The following is a 19,621-nucleotide window of genomic DNA, read 5'->3' on the forward strand; positions in this document are numbered from 1 at the left end:
TTTTAAGACATTACATAATTTTAAGTACGAAAATTGTACAAGCAGTATAAATAATTATTGATGATCTTCGTAAAAAGATGCGAGCGTGAAATAGCTAACGAAGTTACATGTTTTTCATGGGATTTTTGGCACGATGGTCGTTTATTAATAGGGGGAAAAGATGTTGAAATATAATAAATTAGCAATTGTAACTGCATTATCAATGACTTTACTAGCTGGTTGTTTCGGCCCAAAACCAGAAGAGGAGCTATATGTTGCATTTGAAAATGCTGCCAAGCAAGAAAAAACAATGTTTGAAGATGCGAAAAAATTAGAGTCATTAGAGAAAGAGGGTCAAGTATTATATAATCAAATTGTCCAAGAAGGAAAAGATAATAATCAGGCTGTTAAGGATAAGCTTGATCAAGCKGTGAAAAATACAGCTGAACGAGAAAAAGTTCTTATTAAAGAAAAAGAGGCGTTAAATAAAGCGCAAGAAGAAGTGAAGTCAGCTGATAAGCATGTGAAGAAAATTGAAGATAATAAATTAAAAGAACAGGCTGATAAAGTAAAGAGTACTTATGAGAAACGACATGATTCATTCCAAAAGATGTACGATAGCTATAATAAATCTTTAAAGCAAGAAAAAGAATTATATACAATGCTACAAGATAAAGGTACAAAATTAAAAGATATTAGCGAGAAAGTAAAGGTAGTCAACCAAGCATATAAAGATATTGAGACAGAAAAAGATAAGTTTAATGAATATACGAAATCATATAATACAGAAAAAGTTGCATTCTATAAACAAGCGAATATTAAAATTAAGGAAGATAAAAAATAAAACAGTTTGGCCTAATATTAGGCCAAACTGTTTTATTTTTTTGTATAGGTACGGCTATACCATGGAACTGGTTCGCTTAATTTTTTTTCCTGTTTTAATGCTTCAGGACCAATATAATCTTGAAGTGTTTTTTTTGCTATTGTTAAAGATAAGGTTGTTTTCGGATTTCGATAGGAGGATTCAAGGTGACCAAGATGCGGTAGGGTGCGAAAATCATCTTTCGTAGGAGGGATATGGAAAAAATAATCACCTAAACGTATAAGAACATCGGATTGTTGTTGACTAAAACGTGGATTTCTAGAAAAATGTAATCCTTCTTTGATAGCCTTTTTTTCAGTAATTAAGCGTTCTAAAGCAGTCTTTTTTAACCAATATAAGTACTTAGGGTTAGTTGCAGCTTTAGCATGACGATTCACAACGAAAATAGATTGAGCTAGTCTATTAATAGAATGTTGATTATGCAATGGAGATTGTGGTTGTGAAGGTTTCATATTGACTCTCCTTTCAATTTTTCCTTATTATAGCATAAATAAAATGGGTTTTTATTATATGCAAAAAGTAATTGTATATATTTTCAATATTAAAGCAATATTGTTACAAAAAACAACTATTTTGTATAATAGTGATAGAATATGTTTCAGAAATTTGATAATGAAAGAGTGAGAAGTTTGAAAGAAATATTAAAATTACAATATGCCATTATAGATATTGGATCTAATACAATGCGTTTAGTTATTTATGAAAAGCAAAATGGAGGTTTTTATAAAGAAATTGAAAATACGAAAGTGGTTGCTCGGTTAAGAAATTATTTAATCGATGGTGTTTTGAATGAAGAAGGTAAAGAAGTATTGTTACAAACATTATTTCAATTTCAAGAAAGTACAAAATTCCATCAGTTGCATCATGTACTTTGTGTTGCAACGGCAACAATTAGACAGGCTGAGAATCAAGAGGAGATTAAAAAACTTGTTGAAGGACAAACAGACTTTACTCTTAGAGTATTATCAGAATATGAGGAAGCACGTTACGGCTATTTAGCAGTTATGAATTCTACTTCGTTTTCGGAAGGAATAACAGTAGATATTGGTGGCGGAAGTACGGAAGTTACATATATTAAAAATAGAGAGATTTTAGAGTACCATAGTTTTCCTTTTGGTGCGCTTTCTTTAAAACATCTATTTATTAAAGGTGATATTCCTACTAAAGATGAATTAGAGGAAATTCGAGAGTATTTAGAGTGTCAATTTCGAACGTTACCATGGTTAATTGATAAGAAATTGCCTCTTATTGCAATTGGTGGTAGTGCGAGAAACTTAGCGAAAATTCACCAAAATTTAACAAACTATCCTATAGCGGGAGTACATTTATACAAAATGAAAGAAGAAGATATTGAAAATGTAAAAGGTGCATTGGAAAAACAATCGTTTATCGAACTTCAGAAAATGGAAGGATTAGCAAAAGATCGAGCTGATACAATTATTCCAGCGGTTGAAGTATTTCATAAACTTGTAAATATTATAGAAGCAACGGCATTTGTATTAAGCAAAAAAGGATTAAGAGAAGGTGTTTTCTATGAAGAGTTGACGAAAGATTTAGGGATTTCATATTATCCGAATGTAGTTGAAGAAAGCTTACATTTGTTATCACACGAATATGAAATGGATATGGAATTTGTCATTCAACTTATTAAGCATGGAAGATTGATTTGTAAACAACTCGAAGAAATGGGACTGATTTCTGTTTCAATAAAAGACTGGGAAGCATTCCATCAAGCAGCGAAAGTATTTAATATTGGAAAATATATAGACGAAGAAGCGAGTCGTTTACACACGTTTTATTTATTGGCAAATAAAACAATTGACGGCATGATGCATAAAGATCGAGTGAGGTTAGCGCTTATTGCATCTTATAAATCAAAAATGCTATTTAAACAACATTTATCTCCATTTGAAGGTTGGTTTGATAAAAGCGAACAAAAAAAAATCCGCCTATTAGGCGCTGTTTTACAATTTTCAGCTGCTTTAAATGTAAGACAAAGATCGCTTGTTGATACGATATCCATAACAGAAAATAAAGAAGGATTAACGTTTAGAATTTTATGTGAGCAATCGGCATTAGCAGAAAAAGTACAAGCTGAAAAACAAAAAAAGCAGCTAGAAAGAGTATTGAAAACAAATATTCACTTATCATTTGAATCAAAACGTTAAGTTGTACGGATGTCTTTACAGAAAATTAACACTTTGGAATATTGTAATTTGATAAAATGAAAGTAACTAAATTATAGTGAAAAAGTTTCAAAGGGAAGTGTAAAGAGAATGGAATTGCTAAAGGGGAATTTAGTAAATTTAAATGATACAGCGTATTATAATAATCGTGAATTAAGCTGGCTAGCATTTAATGAACGTGTACTACAAGAAGCGCAAGATGAAAATAATCCACTATTAGAAAGACTAAAGTTTATTAGTATTTTTAGTTCGAATTTAGATGAATTTTTTATGGTGCGCGTAGCAGGTTTGAAAGATCAAGTAAGTGCGGGATTTAATCAGCCAGAAAATAAAGCAGGTTTAACACCAAAGAAACAGTTAAATAAGATTGCGATAAAATCGCATGAGTTAATGACTGTGCAGTATGAAACGTTTAAAAATTATGTATTGCCAGCGCTTGAACTAGAGGGGATTGAGCGTTTAACATTCCATGATTTGACGAAAGAGCAAAGGGAATTTATCGAGGAGTATTTTGATGAACAAATATTTCCGGTTTTAACCCCTGTATCTATTGATGCGTATCGTCCATTTCCAATGTTATTAAATAAAAGTTTGAATTTAGCTACTATTTTATATGATGAGCAACAGGCTGAGGAAGAAAATCGTACGAAGTTAGGAATTGTACAAGTGCCTTCATTACTGGAGCGTTTCATATTTTTACCAAGTGAAGGGCAAAAACATAAATTTATTTTATTAGAAGATGTAATTAGTGGTTTTACTCATAAACTATTCACAGGATATAACGTATCACCTGTTACTCGTTTCCGTATTACACGTAATGCGGATTTAACGATCCATGAAGAAGGTGCACGCGATTTATTAAAAGTAATTGAAAAAGAATTGAAAAAGCGTAAGTGGGGAGCTGCCGTTCGTTTAGAAGTTGGTAAAGAACACATTGATGAAAGAGTGTTAGCGTTATTGTATGATGTGTTAGAAGTAAAAGATGAAGATGTGTACATGATGGATGGACCGTTAGATTTAACATGTTTATTCTCCTTATATAAAAAATTAGCGCCTTTATATGAACATCTAGTATATCCGGCTCTTATTCCTCAACCTCCTCAAGATTTAGGTGATGAGGAAGATGTATTTGAAAAAGCGATAGAACATGATATTTTATTACACCATCCCTTTGAGTCGTTTCAGCCAGTCGTTGATTTTGTCCGTGATGCGGCAGATGACTCGAATGTACTTGCGATTAAACAAACATTATATCGTGTAAGTGGAGATTCTCCAATAATTCAGGCGCTGAAGGTAGCAGCTGAAAAAGGAAAACAAGTGACGGTATTGGTTGAGTTAAAGGCAAGGTTTGATGAAGAGAATAATGTTCATTGGGCTAAAGAATTGGAACAGGCCGGATGTCACGTTATTTACGGAGTAAGTCACTTGAAAACGCATAGTAAAATTACGTTAGTTGTAAGAAGAAGAAACGGAAAAATTGAAAGGTTTGTACATCTTGGAACCGGAAATTATAATGATGCAACAGCGAAGTTGTATACCGATTTTGGATATATTACATCGCGAAAAGACTTTGGTGTAGATGCAACAAATTTCTTTAATTATTTGAGTGGTTATACAAAAAAACCGCATTTTCATCATTTATCTGTTGCCCCGTTTGATATAAGAGAGCAGTTTATGGAGTTAATAGATGAGGAAATCCGTTATCATAGACAATATGGAAATGGATATATTATCGCTAAAATGAATTCGTTAACAGATAAACCGTTAATAAAAAAAATGTATGAAGCATCACAAGCTGGAGTAAGGGTAGAGCTCATCGTTAGAGGGACATGTTGTTTAAGACCTGGGATTCCAAATGTAAGTGAAAATATTCGTGTAGTTAGTGTTGTTGGAAGATATTTAGAACATAGTCGTATTTATTATTTCCATCATAATGGAGATGAAAAAATATATTTATCTTCAGCTGATTTGATGACGCGAAATATGGAAAAACGAGTAGAAATATCCTTCCCAATTTTAGATATTGAAATGAAAGCGAGAATAAAGGCAATTTTACAGCTGGTTTTGGCTGATAATGTGAAAACACGTGAACAAAATAAAGATGGTGACTATTATTATATAATTAATAGTAGTATAGAAGAAATTGATAGCCAAGTGAATTTATTTAAGATGGCGTATCAAAATACAGATGCTGAATAGTGTGAAAAAAGTAAAAACCTCTTATTGAATTTAAGAGGTTTTTACTTTTTTTCTCTACTCATATATTCTCAAAATGGAAGGATGAGTAGAGAGAATAGTTTTTATTATAGGCGTGTGATGAGTTGGTTCGTTGAGAGAAAAACATTAGAAGAATGGTTGGTTTAAATTAATAATAGTATGGTTGTTGACAAGGCCCTCCGTAACAAGGAAAAGGTGCTGGTGGTGGGAAAGGCGGTGGATAAGGTGGATAAAACGGTCTAGGCCCGAAAGCTAATGCTCCGCCTAGCAGTCCGCCAGCAATTCCAGCTAGAAATGGAACACCGAAAAATGGAAAGAAGCGTGAGTCGCCTGCTGGGCCAAAAGGTGCTGAACGAACTGGGATCGGTTGGTAATATGGATACATGAACAAACCTCCTTTACTGGACTCATTTTTATCATATGGTGGACCAAGCGTGGATGAGCGCGTACAAGGAAGGATATGTAAGGAAATAGGCGAATTGTTACGAATGTTGTAGGATGAAGAGTGTAATTTCAGGTTTTGACATAAAGCGGAATGGGACACGTGTTCTTCCAATACCTCGATTGACATAGAGAGTCAAACCTTGAATGTTATAGAAACCTTCAATATATTCTTTTGCAAGCGACGGGGTAATAATAGCACCTAAAAAAGGAATTTGTACTTGTCCGCCATGGCTATGACCAGAAAGTTGAAGATTGATTGGATATGTAGCGATTTGTGGCGCGATATCTGGTTCGTGAACGAGAACAATTGTATAAATATTTTGTTTTGCATGTTGTAAAGTTTCCGCTATTTTTGGTTTACCCAGTAGCATATCATCGAGTCCGAAAATAGAAATTTCACTATTATCCAGTAAACGAATTCGCTTTTCGCTATTTTGCAAAAGTTCAAATCCAGATTCGCGCATGATGTGATCATAGTATTCAGTTCCATATCCGCCATGGTCGTGGTTACCATAAATAGAAAATTTACCGAAGGGTGCCTGTATATTCTTTAAAATGGATGCAACAAAAGAAGCCTCGGTATATGTTTGGTAATCATCAATGAGATCACCAGTAAAAAGGACAATATCTGGCTTTTCAGCATTAATCTTGGAAACGATTTGAGATAAATGTTGGAGAGAGAAATAGTATCCTAGATGTAAATCGCTAAATTGAAGGATCTTCATACCATGAAAACCTTTTGGTATGAGCGGTGATTTAAGTGTGTGTTGCGTAAAAGAAAGCAAATAGGGCTCTATATATTTAGCATAATAATAGCCGATACTTGCGGTTATAAATGAATATAGACAAGTGCGTATTCCAGATTTTAAAAAATTTCTTCTTGTAATTTTCTTCATATACAGGTTACTCGAACCTCCCTTCAGTTTTTTTAAAATATATTTTAAATACTAAAAAAGTAGTATAGATTACGAAAAAAATGAACGAAAAGAAACCTCTTTACGTTAAAATATCAGAAAAATTGAAAAATATAAAGATTTCTATCAAATAAAGTGATAAAATGAATGTGTATTCATTTTTTGGAGGGGATGTATGTGAAAGAGAAGGTAGTTATTATAACAGGTGGATCAAGTGGAATGGGAAAAGGGATGGCGATACGTTTTGCGAAAGAAGGGGCACGTGTTGTTATTACAGGGCGTACAAAAGAAAAGCTAGAAGAAGCAAAGTTAGAAATTGAACAGTTTCCAGGCCAAGTATTATCTGTACAAATGGATGTACGAAATACTGATGATATTCAAAAAATGATTGAACATATTGATGAGAAGTTTGGACGAATTGATATTTTAATAAATAATGCAGCTGGAAACTTTATTTGTCCAGCAGAGGACTTATCTGTGAATGGCTGGAATTCGGTAATTAATATTGTATTAAATGGTACATTTTATTGTAGTCAGGCTATTGGTAAATATTGGATTGAAAAAGGTATAAAAGGAAATATTATTAACATGGTGGCAACTTATGCATGGGATGCAGGCCCAGGGGTTATCCATTCGGCAGCAGCTAAAGCTGGTGTATTAGCGATGACAAAAACTCTTGCTGTTGAGTGGGGACGTAAATATGGAATACGAGTTAACGCTATCGCACCAGGACCAATTGAACGTACAGGTGGTGCCGATAAATTATGGATTTCAGAAGAAATGGCTAAGCGTACAATACAAAGTGTCCCACTTGGTAGGCTGGGGACACCAGAAGAAATTGCGGGTCTAGCTTATTATTTATGTTCAGATGAAGCTGCATACATAAATGGAACTTGTATGACAATGGATGGTGGCCAGCATTTGCATCAATATCCATTTTAAAAGGGATGAAAAAAACGAATGATTTATTCATTTCTTTGTGGTAAAATATGACGAAATTGTGACACTTAAAAGAAATGTGTTTACAAGAGGGGATATATACGTTATATTTAAGACCTCTTTTTTCTTCATAGTAGAATTGCTAATTCCCCTTAGCATTTTACCCCTCTAATCCCTTCAGGAAAACTGAAGGGATTTTTTATTATTTTTCCGTAAATATCGTGTTATAATTTTTGAAAAGTAAAGGGAGGGAAGCACGTTGATAGATGCATTAGATGTAATGAGTAACTTGGATAAAGTCCTTCCTTATTATCAAGCTATTTTTAGTGCTGATGAGCATACAATAATTGGATATGAAGTTGTAGGACGAATTCAAACAGAAGAGGGCATACAAAGTTTAGCATCTTTCTTCCATGATGATTCTATTCCGAGTGAGTTCCAACTTGAAGCGGATAACATCATCGTAGAAAAAGCGTTAAATAGGTATTTAGAAACGGATCAAAAATTATTATTATTTATACATCGGAATGCTAATGTATTAATGAATGATGAAGATGAAAGTTTACTTCAACTTTTGCTGATGTATGAAGAACAAGGTTTGAACTTACAACGCATTGTTCTGGAAATAACAGAACATGAATGTAAAGAAGATATAGAACAATTTAATCATTTACTCATGTATTATCGTACATATGGTATTCAAATTTCGATTAATAAAGTCGGAACGGGTACAAGTAATTTAGAGCGTATTAGCGTGTTAGCACCGGATATTTTAAAAGTAGATTTAACAAATTTAAGGCAAACTGCACTTTTACAATCTTATCAAGATATTTTATATTCCTTATCTTTACTTGCTAGAAGAATTGGTGCGACATTGTTATATGAAGAAATTGATGCTTTTTATCAACTACAATATGCTTGGAAAAACGGTGGTAGATATTATCAAGGTAATTATTTGAAAGAATGTTTACCTGATTTTATTGAAACGAATGTTTTAAAAGAGCGACTTGGTAATGAATGTCATCAATTTATTCTGCATGAGAAGAAGAAGTTGCAAAAAATTTATAATTTAAAAGAGATGTTACGTGATCGAATTGGTGATGTTCTGTCAAAACAAAAAAAGAATGAAGATATAAATGATTGGTTATTACAATTTAGCCAAAGCATATCACAATATAGTTTTCGGATATTTATTTGTAATGAAGATGGTTTTCAACAATCGGGTAATATTATGAAAAAAGATGGTGGATGGATCATTATGCCAGAGTATTATATGAAGAACTGGAGCTGGCGCCCTTATTTTCTAGAAAATATAATGAAAATGCGTTTTGAGAATAAGGCAAGACTTTCAGATTTATATGCTGATATCGAAACTGGTGAAATGGTACGAACATTTTCATTCCCGATTGATGATGAAAACTTTTTATTTATAGATTTATCGTACGAATATTTATATGAAGAAGATGTTTTATTTTAATGCACGAAGAGATTCGTGTATTTTTTTGTTTGTTTTTATCATAAATTGGTAATAGTGAAAATGATGATGAAAATGCTGTCTATCGTTGTAAAGATTTTACGAACGAAATCATCCCTTTCTTTGCATAATCATTGTTACAATGAATACTACAAAGACAAGCTCTTTTAAAAGGAAGGTGAAAAAATGAAGAAATATGGAATATGGTTTGTTCTATTTATATGTGTTGCCTTTCTAGTTGGCTATAGTGTCACAACTGTTTTAGGAAAAGAAGAAGTGAAAGTGGATCGGAAAGAAGTGTTTACAACGATACAAAAAGGTTATGAGACGCAATTTTCAATCCGCGGGAAGCAAATACCTATGAATAAGATGATAGAGACGTTATCACCATATTTTACAAATAATTTCCTTCAAGTTTTTACAGATGAAAACAGTAGAAATGAAAAACAAAGTGGTGAATATTTACTTCCAGCAAAAGAAGCTCCGTTTTCTTTTAATTCAGAAACAAAAATGTCTTATGATGAAGAACATAAAAATTTATATGTCTATGAGCGGACAAAGAGTGGACAATATCAAATTGTGACATTGCAAAAGGATAATGGAAAATGGAAATTAGCAGGGTATCATGAAAGTCAGGAACTGTTGACTGAAATAAAAAGGTTACAACAATTATGAGAATAGGAATAGGTGTCGCCTATTCCTATTCTATACCGAGTAGCTTTTGCAATTTTTCAATTTGAAAACCTGCCACAACTTCTTCGTCAATTACAACTGTTGGAGTTGAATAGGATTCATAGTCATATAAAAGACGATTGCGTGCAGCAGCGTCTTTTTTTATGTCAAATTCTTCATATACAACGTTATTATGTTTTAAAAATTCTTTTACAATGGTACAAGGCGGACAATCAGGTTGTGTATAAACCTCAATTTTTTTCATTGTAATTCCTCCCTTTTTCTGTTGTTTATTATATTCTGCCAGTATAAAAAGCGCAATAAAGAAGTAAAAAGATGATCTTTCATCTTTTTACTTCTTATTTCGACAAATTTTAGTTGAGTTTCTGGCCAAGAACCTTTATCCTAGATTGTGGAACGTTTTTTCTGTTATGACGGATAGAATGAGTATAGCTGTAAAACCTATTGGTAGGAAGATCAGAGAAAGGAGAGATTTCATGTCTCTACTCCAAGGAATTTTAACTCGACTTGTTAGTCTACAAGAACAAGCTGAAAGCGGTGAAGTAGCACAACGCTATTTTGAAGTGAACGGTGAGCGCAAATGTAGCGTGAAATTTTTCGATAAAAGTGAAATGTATGAGTTAGAAGTGTATCAACAAGGTGAAAAACCTCAAGTGTATCAATTCGATAACATCGATATGGTTGCAATTGAGATTTACGATATCATTTCTTGATACATATAAAAAAGGTACTGCCAAATGGCGGTACCTTTTTTAGTTATATTAATTAATGGGCTATATAGGTAGTAGAAGTTGTAATTTAAGTCGCGATTAAATAAAAGAGTTTTTACAAATGTATATGTATAGGAATTTTTTATTTTTCCTACAATGATAGTAAATATTAATAGGAGGTGCAAAGGATGGAACGCTTACCGATTGTTATTTGTCCTAATTGTCACAGTCATGCTGAAATTAATCACGTATTAACCGCCCAGTCTAATCAAAATGTAATATATACATGTAGGTTTTGTAATTATGTAATTCGAAATATTGAAACGAATAAAGGGTAGTAAGTTATAATTTTTGTTTTTGTCCCATACAATGAGAATACGAAAAGTCTGTCTAATTGAAAGGACGTGACTATGTGGACGGTGAGCATACATTTTATAATGTTTCAGAGAGACATTTGAATTTTGATATGGTATTTAACCGTATTTGTAGTTTCATTGAAAAGGATCCGCGAAATTTATATCGATTATCTATTGGGACAGACTCACAAGCGCATCAAAAGGATACGAGGTTTATTACAGCGATACATATTCATCGTGTTGGAAAAGGAGCATGGGGATGTTTGCATCATAAATCAGTGAAAAATAAGCCAGCAACGTTGCGAGAGAAAATATATTTAGAAACACAGTTTAGTCAAGAAATCGCCTATCTATTTACTCCCAATCATATACAAGCGATATGGGATTTATTGCACCCATACGCTCAAGATGGAGCAGGATTCATAATGGAAATTCATTTAGATATCGGGAATGATGGTTTAACAAAAGAATTTATTTTAGATATGACGATGAAAATTCAAGCAATGGGATTAACAGCAAAAATTAAACCAGATGCTTATGCGGCATTTAGTTACGCAAACAGATATACAAAATAATGTGAAATGATGTCTATATATTCGCAGTCTTTAAGTGTTTCTAACGAAAACTGAATATTACATCTGTTAAATAGACTGAAAAATTTATATAATGAGAGTGATGATGCGAGTGCAAGGAGAGGAGCATATGGAAAAGGAATTTGTTTTAACAAGAGAAGAAGAAAATTTATTGTTGGATATTCTGTTTCAGCAAAATTACGCGAGCGAAATTTTAGCGGTGGAGCTTACAGACATTGAGAATGGTTTAAAACAGACAGATGTGACGCAATATAAAAAAATCACAAGATTGTTTTACCGATTAAAAAATAAAGGGTATTAAGCACTACCGGAATGGTAGTCTTTTTTTTATGTTATATGCTAAAATAGTTATGTATTTTTATTTTTATTAGAAGAATGTCAGGACAAAATAATAATATGAAAACGCTATCATAAAATGTGAATAGGATCGGAGAATATTAGCAGGAAAAAGGGAAAATGGGGGATGTAACATGATTAGTATTCCGAAAGACGAGTTTCAACAAATTCTTGTGAAGGATTTAATGATTTCATCAGATAAAGTAGCACATGTACAAATAGGGAATGGTCTAGAACATGCTTTACTCGTTCTTGTGAAATCTGGATATTCGGCGATTCCTGTTTTAGACCCTATGTATAAATTACATGGGTTAATTAGTACTGCTATGATTTTAGATGGTATTTTAGGATTAGAGCGCATTGAGTTTGAAAGACTTGAGAATATGAAAGTGGAACAAGTGATGAAGGAAGAGATTCCAGTTCTTACGTTAGAAGATTCTTTTGCAAAAGCTTTAGAAATGACAATTGATCATCCTTTTATTTGCGCTGTCAATGAAGAAGGTTACTTCGAGGGTATTTTAACACGGCGGGCTATTTTAAAATTGTTGAATAAAAAAGTGAGACAGCATAATCGATAACGTAGGGAAAGTGACTTCACAGAAAAGGCGAAGTCACTTTTTTTCGTGCATATCAGTTGTGTATGTATTATATTTAAAAAGACATAAAGCATAAGAAAAGTTTGAACTAACAAACCGTTCTAATGTATAAAAGTATGCAATTAAATTAAGGATGAAATACTTATTAAAATTAGGTGTATGGAAGCTAAGGAAAGAGGGAGAAAGTTGCAAATTGATGATTTTCAAATGATGGTTGTGTTAGCTCAGGAATCAAATATGAGAAAAGCGGCGGAACGTTTATTTGTTTCCCAACCTGCGCTTAGTCAACGATTACAATCTATGGAGAAACAATGGGGAATGAAATTTTTTATTCGTTCACAAAAAGGATTAACAATTACACCTGAAGGGGAAAAAATTGCAAATTATGCAAAAGAAATGTTACAACGGGAAGAGGGTATTAAAAGTGAACTGGCTCTTTTTAGAACCGAAACATACGGTACGTTAAAAATAGCTGTTGCATCAGTCATTGGGCAATATTGGCTTCCACCTGTTTTGAAAAAATTTGTGCATAAGTATCCTTCTGTGAAGATATCTCTGTTTACTGGCTGGAGTAGTGAAGTGCAAAAGCAATTTTATGAAGGAGACGTTCATGTTGCTATACTGAGAGGATCACAAGAATACAAAGGGCAGAAACAACAATTATTTGAAGATGAATTATATTTAGTTGATAAAGAAATAAAAGATATTTCGATGTTAAAAGAGACAAATAGACCATTTATTCAATTTAAAAGTGATTCGACCTACTATGGACAAATACAAAATTGGTGGTATGGATTATTTTCAAATCCACCTAAGCGAACGATTGTAGTTGACCAAATTGAAACGTGCAAACAGCTTGTTTTAAATGGAATAGGTTATGCTCTTTTACCTTCGACTGTTCTAAAAGAAGTGCAGGAAAATATGTATAAAACACCTGTTCAATTAACGAGAGAAACATGGTTATTGACGAGTGACTCGGCAAGGCAGTTGAAGCAAGTACAAGCATTTTTAGAAATTATAGAAGAAATTCAAATGGAAAAATAAGATTATTGTCTTGCTACTCGCTCTATCGTTTGGTAGAGTAACATTATAAATGGATTTAGGAGGCAACAAGAATGAAAATGATGGACGCTAACGAAATTATTTCGTTTATTCAAAACAGTGAAAAGAAAACTCCTGTAAAGGTATACATAAAAGGGGATTTAAAAGAGGTAACATTCCCTGAAACAGTACAAGCATTTGTAAATAAAAAATCTGGTGTATTATTCGGAGAATGGTCTGAAATTAAGACAATTCTTGATGAAAATAACAAGCACATTGTTGACTATGTAGTTGAGAATGACCGTCGTAATTCTGCAATTCCAATGCTTGATTTAAAAGGTATTAAAGCTCGTATTGAGCCAGGCGCGATTATTCGTGACCATGTAGAAATTGGTGACAACGCTGTTATCATGATGAATGCAACAATTAACATCGGTGCTGTAATTGGTGAAGGTACTATGATCGACATGAACGCAGTGCTTGGTGGACGTGCAACAGTTGGTAAGAACTGTCACGTAGGTGCAGGTGCTGTACTTGCCGGTGTTATTGAGCCACCTTCTGCAAAACCAGTTATCGTTGAAGATGATGTTGTAATTGGTGCAAATGTAGTTGTTCTAGAAGGCGTTACAGTAGGTAAAGGTGCAGTTGTAGCAGCAGGAGCTGTTGTAACAGAAGATGTGCCTCCATATACAGTTGTTGCGGGAACTCCGGCACGTGTAATTAAAGAAATTGATGAGAAGACAAAAGCAAAAACTGAAATTAAACAAGAGCTTCGTCAATTAAACCCAGAGAAATAAAAAATAAAAAGCGTAAGAGCATGAATGTGCTCTTACGCTTTTTATAGATAGAGGTGCAAAAATGACAGTAAGCAAATTTGTCCAAGTTCGTAGAGATTTACATAAAATTCCGGAGATCGGATTTAAAGAGTGGAAAACACAACAGTATATTTTAGATTATATAGGAACGCTTCCTAATGAATATTTGGAAGTGAAAACATGGAAAACAGGTGTAATTGTTAAAGTAAATGGAAAAAATCCAGAAAAAATAATAGGTTATCGTGCAGATATAGACGGTCTACCAATTACAGAGGAAACTGGATATGAATTCTCTTCTGTCCATGAAGGAATGATGCATGCATGTGGACATGATTTGCATGCAACAATCGGTTTAGGACTTCTAACAGCGGCTGTAAGCGAAAGAATAGATGATGATCTTGTGTTTATATTCCAACCAGCTGAAGAAGGTCCAGGTGGTGCACTTCCTATGTTAGAAAGCGATGAGTTAAAAGAATGGAAGCCTAATATGATTCTTGGACTTCATATTGCGCCTGAATACTCTGTGGGAACAATTGCGACAAAAGAAGGTTTATTATTTGCGAATACATCAGAGCTATACGTTGATTTAAAAGGAAAAGGTGGACATGCTGCATATCCGCATACAGCAAATGATATGATTGTTGCAGCGAGTCATCTCGTTACACAACTTCAATCAGTTATTAGTCGTAATGTGAATCCTCTTGACAGTGCGGTAATTACAATTGGGAAAATTACAGGTGGTACAGTTCAAAACATTATCGCAGAAAAGTCTCGTTTAGAAGGAACAATTCGAACGCTATCAGTGGAATCAATGAAACGTGTTAAAAGCCGAATTGAGGCAATTGTTGCGGGAATAGAAGCTTCTTTTCAATGCGAAGCTGTTATTGACTACGGAGCGATGTATCATCAAGTGTATAACCATGAGGAGCTAACGAGAGAGTTTATGCAATTTACACGTGAACAAACGACTATGGACGTAATTACGTGTACGGAGGCAATGACAGGTGAAGACTTTGGTTATATGCTTCGAGAGATACCTGGATTTATGTTTTGGCTTGGAGTAAATTCAGAATATGGTTTACATCATGCGAAATTAAAACCAGACGAAGAGGTTATTGAGAAAGCAATTGTATTTTTAAATCAATATGTGAAGTGGAAGGGAAATAGAAAGTGAACTTACTCGCTAATTGTGCAATAGTTTAGAGTGGGGACTTCTTAGTTCAGAGACGAAAATATCTTTCGTATTCGTTCGTGTTAGACATCTTCATACAAATGAGTAAAGTTAAATTTGACGTCTTAATAATGAGCAGAGGGTTTTTAGCCACTGCTCATTATTAATTATTGCTAATAGGGAAGATAATTATTTAACTACCCTATATATGTTTACTTTTAGTATGAAAAGTGTGTAAAATCAATGTGATACATAGAAAAAGGGTGGGGAATTACGTGCAAATTAGCAGTGCGATTTTATGTTTCGTCTTATATGCATATGTTATTATTGCGGCGGTTTATTTTGGGATAAGTTTTTACGCCTATCGTTTAGCAAATAATAGTGAATATGAAGAAACATACAAATGGGTGAAAAGATATTTGTCACCTGTACTAGAAATTATGAATGGATTTGTTCTTTTTTTATTTATTGGATTAATTGCTTTCTCGACGAGTTTAGTAGGGAATAAGACTACGTTATTTGTACTAGGTATCATTATTTTTATGCTATTAGGAATTCGGATTGGTAATACGGTGTTTTGGAACGAAAGAAAAATAGATGGTTGGACAGGGATGTTTATTCCATGTATGTTAGCTGCAATTGTGACGAATATAGAACACGAATATTATCAATTACATTTTTGGCTTATCATTGTTTTAACAATCCTCTCTGTTTTGTATATAAGTACTGTCGTGCTAACATACATCGCAAATGAAAAAGGAGATGCAAAAGGTGCGCACTTCTTTAGAGGGCGTGCATTATTATGGAGTGTGCCGACGATGGCAGTTATAGGAATTATTGCGATATTAGTAAATGGATATCAATTTACTAATTGGCAATTGTTTTTAGAAACTTGGTGGATCTTCATTGTTTCGCTTGTAGCTTTTTTAGGCGCAACACATTATTTATTTCATCAACATCATTACATATTGGCACTGTTATTCGCATTTACACAACTTTTATTTGCTTTTTTCGGACAAGAAACGCTATTGTTCGTTTTTGAAACATTTAGTTCATTTGGAAATATATTTGTATTTGGTATGTTAATTTTCGGTATCGCGTTTTATTTACAACAGTATTTTTATATGCAAAAACAAAAATAAGAAGTATATACAGGTTTTTGTAGCGAATTTAAAGTATGTTACAATAAAAGTACATAGTATTTGATGTTATTGGAGGAATTCCTGTGGGCGAAAAAGAGAAAGAATTTGCTGTTATTGGGCTTGGCCGTTTTGGTGGAAGTATTTGCCGTGAATTAGCTCAATTAGGTATGGAAGTAATGGCAATTGACTCAGATGAGGATAAAATTAATGAGTTTGCAAATATAGCTTCGCATGCTGTAATTGCAGATTCAACAGATGAGATGGTATTAAAAAGTCTTGGTATTCGTAATTTTGATCATGTAGTCGTTGCTATTGGAGATAATTTGAATTCAAGTATTTTAACAACGTTAATTTTGAAAGAATTAGGTGTGAAAAATATTACTGTAAAAGCTCAAAATGACTATCATGAAAAAGTGTTAAGTAAAATAGGGGCAGATCATATTGTGCATCCAGAACGAGATATGGGAAAAAGGATTGCTAATAATATCGCATCAAGTAATGTGTTAGATTACCTAGAGCTTTCAGATGAGCATAGTATTGTAGAGATTATCGCAAATAAAAAAATTGATGGGCACTCTTTAATTGAATTAGATATTCGTGCGAAGTTTGGTTTGAACATTGTAGCAATTAAACGTGGGAAAGAAGTTATCGTATCTCCTCGAGCTACAGAAAACGTTCAGGCGGGAGATATATTAATTGTAATTGGTCATGACGATGAAGTAGATCGTTTTAAGCATTTTTTAAGATAAGAGAAAAGGACAATGCCGAGGAGGCATTGTCCTTTTTCTTATATTTCCATAATGATTGGTAAAATCATTGGACGACGTTTCGTTTTTTCGTATAGGAATGGTGCTAATGTGTCTGTAATCTCATTTTTAATTTCAGACCATTGTGTAGTTTTTCGCTCCATTACTTTTTCTAAATGTGTTGTAATTAATGTTTGAGCATCGTTGATTAAATCGCTGCTTTCACGCATATAAACGAAACCACGCGAGATGATATCAGGTCCTGCTGCAACTTTAAATTCTTTCATATCAATGCTTACAACTACAATAACAAGTCCTTCTTCAGAAAGAATGCGACGATCACGTAATACGATATTACCGATATCTCCAATACCATTTCCATCGATATAGACAGAGCCAGATGGGATTTTCCCAGCTACGCTTGCTTCATCAGAACGTAAAGCAAGAACATCTCCATTATCCATAATGAAACAATTTTCTTCTGGAATACCACAATCATTCGCTAATTTCATATGCATACGTTGCATACGATATTCACCATGAATTGGCATGAAATATTTCGGCTTAATAAGACGTAGCATTAACTTTTGTTCTTCTTGTCCACCGTGTCCACTCGTATGAATATTTGAGAGTTTACCATGGATTACATCAGCACCAGCGCGGTACAACATGTTAATTGTACGACTTACACTAATTGTATTGCCTGGGATTGGTGAAGAAGAGAAAACAACTGTATCGCCAGGGATAATTTGAATTTGACGATGTGTACCATTGGCAATACGTGAAAGTGCTGCCATCGGCTCCCCTTGACTACCTGTACATAACATAACAACTTTATTAGCTGGTAGGCGGTTTAGCTGAGCTGTGTCTATGAATGTATCCTTTGGACACCGGATATAACCAAGGTTTTGTCCGATTTCAATAGCCGCTTCCATACTTCGACCGAATACAGCTACTTTACGATTGTTTTCAACAGCAGCCTCAACAACTTGTTGTAAGCGATGGATATTCGATGCAAAGGTTGCGAATATAATACGACCGTCTACTTTGCGGAATATATCTTGAATACTATCACCAACGCGGCGCTCAGACATCGTAAAGTTTGGCACTTCACTGTTTGTACTATCAGATAAGAGACAAAGTACACCGTCTTTTCCGATTTCGGCCATTTTTGTTAAATCTGCTGGCTCACCTACTGGTGTGAAATCAAATTTGAAATCACCTGTATGAACGACTTGTCCTTGAGGTGTTTTCACAACAACTCCGTATGAATCCGGAATACTGTGAGTTGTACGGAAGAAGGAAACAGATGTCTTTTTAAATTTAATAACATCATCTTCTTGAATTTCATAAAGTTTTGCTTTACGAAGTAATCCGTGCTCTTCTAATTTGTTTTTTATTAGGGCAATTGCTAATTTTCCGCCGTAAATTGGAATGTTTACTTGACGTAATAGATAAGGAATTCCACCGATATGATCTTCGTGACCATGTGTAATGAATAATCCTTTAATTTTATCTTCGTTTCGCACAAAATAAGTGTAATCTGGTATTACATAATCGATCCCGAGGAGTTCGTCTTCTGGAAATTTAATTCCAGCATCAATTATAATAATTTCATCTTGAAATTGAACAGCATATGTATTTTTACCGATTTCACCAAGACCACCGAGGGCAAAAACGGCAGCTTGATCATTTTTTAGGAATTTCATATGACTATACGATCTCCGCTAATATTAAATCAGCGTTTTGTTTTTCATATTCAAGATGAGCACCAGTAACAGACTGAACGAACTCGATATTATATGCGAACTTATTTAATTTTTTACGAACATCCTTTTGAGACGTAGCCTCTAAATATAAAACTTTTGTATTTTCACGTACTGGGACCTCAGTTAATTTTTCTTGATAAAATACTTTAAAAATCATTTGGAAAACCTCTCCTTGTCTATGTTTTGCATTATCTGTTACTTATTATAAAGCAAACAGTCACGATTTTCATGTTTTTTCGAATGAGAATGAAGAAAAAGCCCGAAATGGGCACAATTTAAGCGATTGTCTTCTTACGGACTAAATCGTTTAAATAACGCTTGAGCTTTTTCTTCAGCTTCTTCAGCATGATTACTCCTTCCTTTCCTTATTTTAAACATGCATATTACTAATGATAACTCTGTCTCCCATACAAGAAAGAAGATTAGAAGTGAATAGTGAATCTTGTTCTTTTTAGTATAGTGTAAGTTATCTTGTAGTAACGATTAGTAGCCGTTAGTTATAGATATAGTATGAGGAAGAATAGAAAAGAAAATTCATCCGAACAAGTATCCACATTTTTTCACTAATAGTATATGCACATTTCATAAATAAGGTCAGAAAGTGAACGCTTTCTTCA

General features: G+C 33.7%; 22 protein-coding genes. 16 read left to right on the forward strand and 6 right to left on the reverse strand.

Translation table 11 applies throughout. From position 1 onward, the window contains the following. The first annotated feature begins 160 nt into the window (after positions 1-160). Entirely contained in the window at positions 161-823 is a 663-nt protein-coding gene (locus tag AC1DS7_RS19315) for a YkyA family protein (protein ID WP_002014826.1), read from the forward strand. Positions 824-855: 32 nt separating this feature from the next. Here the strand turns inward: AC1DS7_RS19315 and AC1DS7_RS19320 are convergent, their stop codons facing one another. After that, positions 856-1,314, reverse strand: a complete 459-nt coding sequence (locus tag AC1DS7_RS19320) for a YkyB family protein (RefSeq protein ID WP_002014827.1) — start codon at positions 1,312-1,314, stop codon at positions 856-858. Positions 1,315-1,455: 141 nt separating this feature from the next. On the opposite strand from AC1DS7_RS19320, the gene AC1DS7_RS19325 reads away from it, so the two are divergent. Then, positions 1,456-3,030: a Ppx/GppA family phosphatase gene (locus AC1DS7_RS19325; RefSeq protein WP_044442827.1), complete on the forward strand. Its 1,575-nt coding sequence runs from the start codon at positions 1,456-1,458 to the stop codon at positions 3,028-3,030. Between the two features lie 108 nt (positions 3,031-3,138). Continuing rightward, positions 3,139-5,247, forward strand: coding sequence for a polyphosphate kinase (locus tag AC1DS7_RS19330; RefSeq protein ID WP_002014829.1), 2,109 nt, complete (start codon positions 3,139-3,141; stop codon positions 5,245-5,247). 166 nt (positions 5,248-5,413) lie between these two features. On the opposite strand, the gene AC1DS7_RS19335 is transcribed toward AC1DS7_RS19330, so the two are convergent. Then, entirely contained in the window at positions 5,414-5,650 is a 237-nt protein-coding gene (locus AC1DS7_RS19335) for a hypothetical protein (RefSeq protein ID WP_002014830.1), read from the reverse strand. A 97-nt stretch (positions 5,651-5,747) separates the two neighbouring features. Then, positions 5,748-6,605: a metallophosphoesterase gene (locus tag AC1DS7_RS19340; protein ID WP_002014831.1), complete on the reverse strand. Its 858-nt coding sequence runs from the start codon at positions 6,603-6,605 to the stop codon at positions 5,748-5,750. A gap of 195 nt (positions 6,606-6,800) precedes the next feature. Here AC1DS7_RS19340 and fadH point away from each other — a divergent pair, with 195 nt between their 5' ends. The 3 genes from fadH (at position 6,801) to AC1DS7_RS19355 (ending at position 9,711) form a co-directional block, all read left to right on the forward strand. Further along, positions 6,801-7,565 (forward strand): 2,4-dienoyl-CoA reductase, encoded by a 765-nt coding sequence (fadH, locus tag AC1DS7_RS19345; protein WP_002142976.1) that lies wholly within the window; start codon positions 6,801-6,803, stop codon positions 7,563-7,565. Positions 7,566-7,821: 256 nt separating this feature from the next. Then, complete coding sequence (locus tag AC1DS7_RS19350) at positions 7,822-9,039, forward strand: EAL domain-containing protein (protein ID WP_476999160.1); 1,218 nt, start codon at positions 7,822-7,824, stop codon at positions 9,037-9,039. 183 nt (positions 9,040-9,222) lie between these two features. After that, complete coding sequence (locus AC1DS7_RS19355; protein WP_002014834.1) at positions 9,223-9,711, forward strand: DUF3993 domain-containing protein; 489 nt, start codon at positions 9,223-9,225, stop codon at positions 9,709-9,711. A 25-nt stretch (positions 9,712-9,736) separates the two neighbouring features. On the opposite strand, the gene AC1DS7_RS19360 is transcribed toward AC1DS7_RS19355, so the two are convergent. After that, the gene (locus AC1DS7_RS19360; protein WP_016100694.1) at positions 9,737-9,973 is read right to left on the reverse strand and encodes a glutaredoxin domain-containing protein; all 237 of its coding nucleotides are present in this window, start codon (positions 9,971-9,973) and stop codon (positions 9,737-9,739) included. A 232-nt stretch (positions 9,974-10,205) separates the two neighbouring features. Here AC1DS7_RS19360 and AC1DS7_RS19365 point away from each other — a divergent pair, with 232 nt between their 5' ends. The 10 genes from AC1DS7_RS19365 to AC1DS7_RS19410 all read left to right on the forward strand — a co-directional run bounded on the left by AC1DS7_RS19365 (position 10,206) and on the right by AC1DS7_RS19410 (position 17,238). Next, positions 10,206-10,442, forward strand: coding sequence for a YkuJ family protein (locus AC1DS7_RS19365; protein ID WP_000055151.1), 237 nt, complete (start codon positions 10,206-10,208; stop codon positions 10,440-10,442). 185 nt (positions 10,443-10,627) lie between these two features. Beyond that, positions 10,628-10,777 (forward strand): hypothetical protein, encoded by a 150-nt coding sequence (locus tag AC1DS7_RS19370; protein WP_002033828.1) that lies wholly within the window; start codon positions 10,628-10,630, stop codon positions 10,775-10,777. A 74-nt stretch (positions 10,778-10,851) separates the two neighbouring features. After that, the gene (locus AC1DS7_RS19375; protein ID WP_002033829.1) at positions 10,852-11,370 is read left to right on the forward strand and encodes a ribonuclease H-like YkuK family protein; all 519 of its coding nucleotides are present in this window, start codon (positions 10,852-10,854) and stop codon (positions 11,368-11,370) included. Between the two features lie 127 nt (positions 11,371-11,497). After that, positions 11,498-11,689: an antirepressor AbbA gene (abbA, locus tag AC1DS7_RS19380; protein WP_002145987.1), complete on the forward strand. Its 192-nt coding sequence runs from the start codon at positions 11,498-11,500 to the stop codon at positions 11,687-11,689. A gap of 169 nt (positions 11,690-11,858) precedes the next feature. After that, the gene (gene cbpB / locus AC1DS7_RS19385; protein WP_002014839.1) at positions 11,859-12,302 is read left to right on the forward strand and encodes a cyclic-di-AMP-binding protein CbpB; all 444 of its coding nucleotides are present in this window, start codon (positions 11,859-11,861) and stop codon (positions 12,300-12,302) included. A 177-nt stretch (positions 12,303-12,479) separates the two neighbouring features. Next, a complete protein-coding gene (locus AC1DS7_RS19390; RefSeq protein WP_476999161.1) occupies positions 12,480-13,364 on the forward strand; it encodes a LysR family transcriptional regulator in 885 nt (294 codons plus the stop codon). Positions 13,365-13,435: 71 nt separating this feature from the next. Then, positions 13,436-14,158, forward strand: a complete 723-nt coding sequence (gene dapD, locus AC1DS7_RS19395) for a 2,3,4,5-tetrahydropyridine-2,6-dicarboxylate N-acetyltransferase (protein WP_002014841.1) — start codon at positions 13,436-13,438, stop codon at positions 14,156-14,158. Positions 14,159-14,219: 61 nt separating this feature from the next. Beyond that, entirely contained in the window at positions 14,220-15,350 is a 1,131-nt protein-coding gene (locus AC1DS7_RS19400; protein ID WP_002033831.1) for an N-acetyldiaminopimelate deacetylase, read from the forward strand. A gap of 272 nt (positions 15,351-15,622) precedes the next feature. Beyond that, positions 15,623-16,489, forward strand: a complete 867-nt coding sequence (locus AC1DS7_RS19405) for a hypothetical protein (protein WP_002014843.1) — start codon at positions 15,623-15,625, stop codon at positions 16,487-16,489. Between the two features lie 83 nt (positions 16,490-16,572). After that, entirely contained in the window at positions 16,573-17,238 is a 666-nt protein-coding gene (locus tag AC1DS7_RS19410) for a potassium channel family protein (RefSeq protein ID WP_000504033.1), read from the forward strand. 38 nt (positions 17,239-17,276) lie between these two features. On the opposite strand, the gene rnjA is transcribed toward AC1DS7_RS19410, so the two are convergent. Continuing rightward, positions 17,277-18,944: a ribonuclease J1 gene (gene rnjA, locus AC1DS7_RS19415; protein ID WP_002033834.1), complete on the reverse strand. Its 1,668-nt coding sequence runs from the start codon at positions 18,942-18,944 to the stop codon at positions 17,277-17,279. A gap of 4 nt (positions 18,945-18,948) precedes the next feature. Beyond that, a complete protein-coding gene (locus AC1DS7_RS19420) occupies positions 18,949-19,161 on the reverse strand; it encodes a DNA-dependent RNA polymerase subunit epsilon (RefSeq protein ID WP_000576436.1) in 213 nt (70 codons plus the stop codon). Positions 19,162-19,621: the final 460 nt, after the last annotated feature.

Source organism: Bacillus sp. P4_E1, assembly GCF_056401715.1.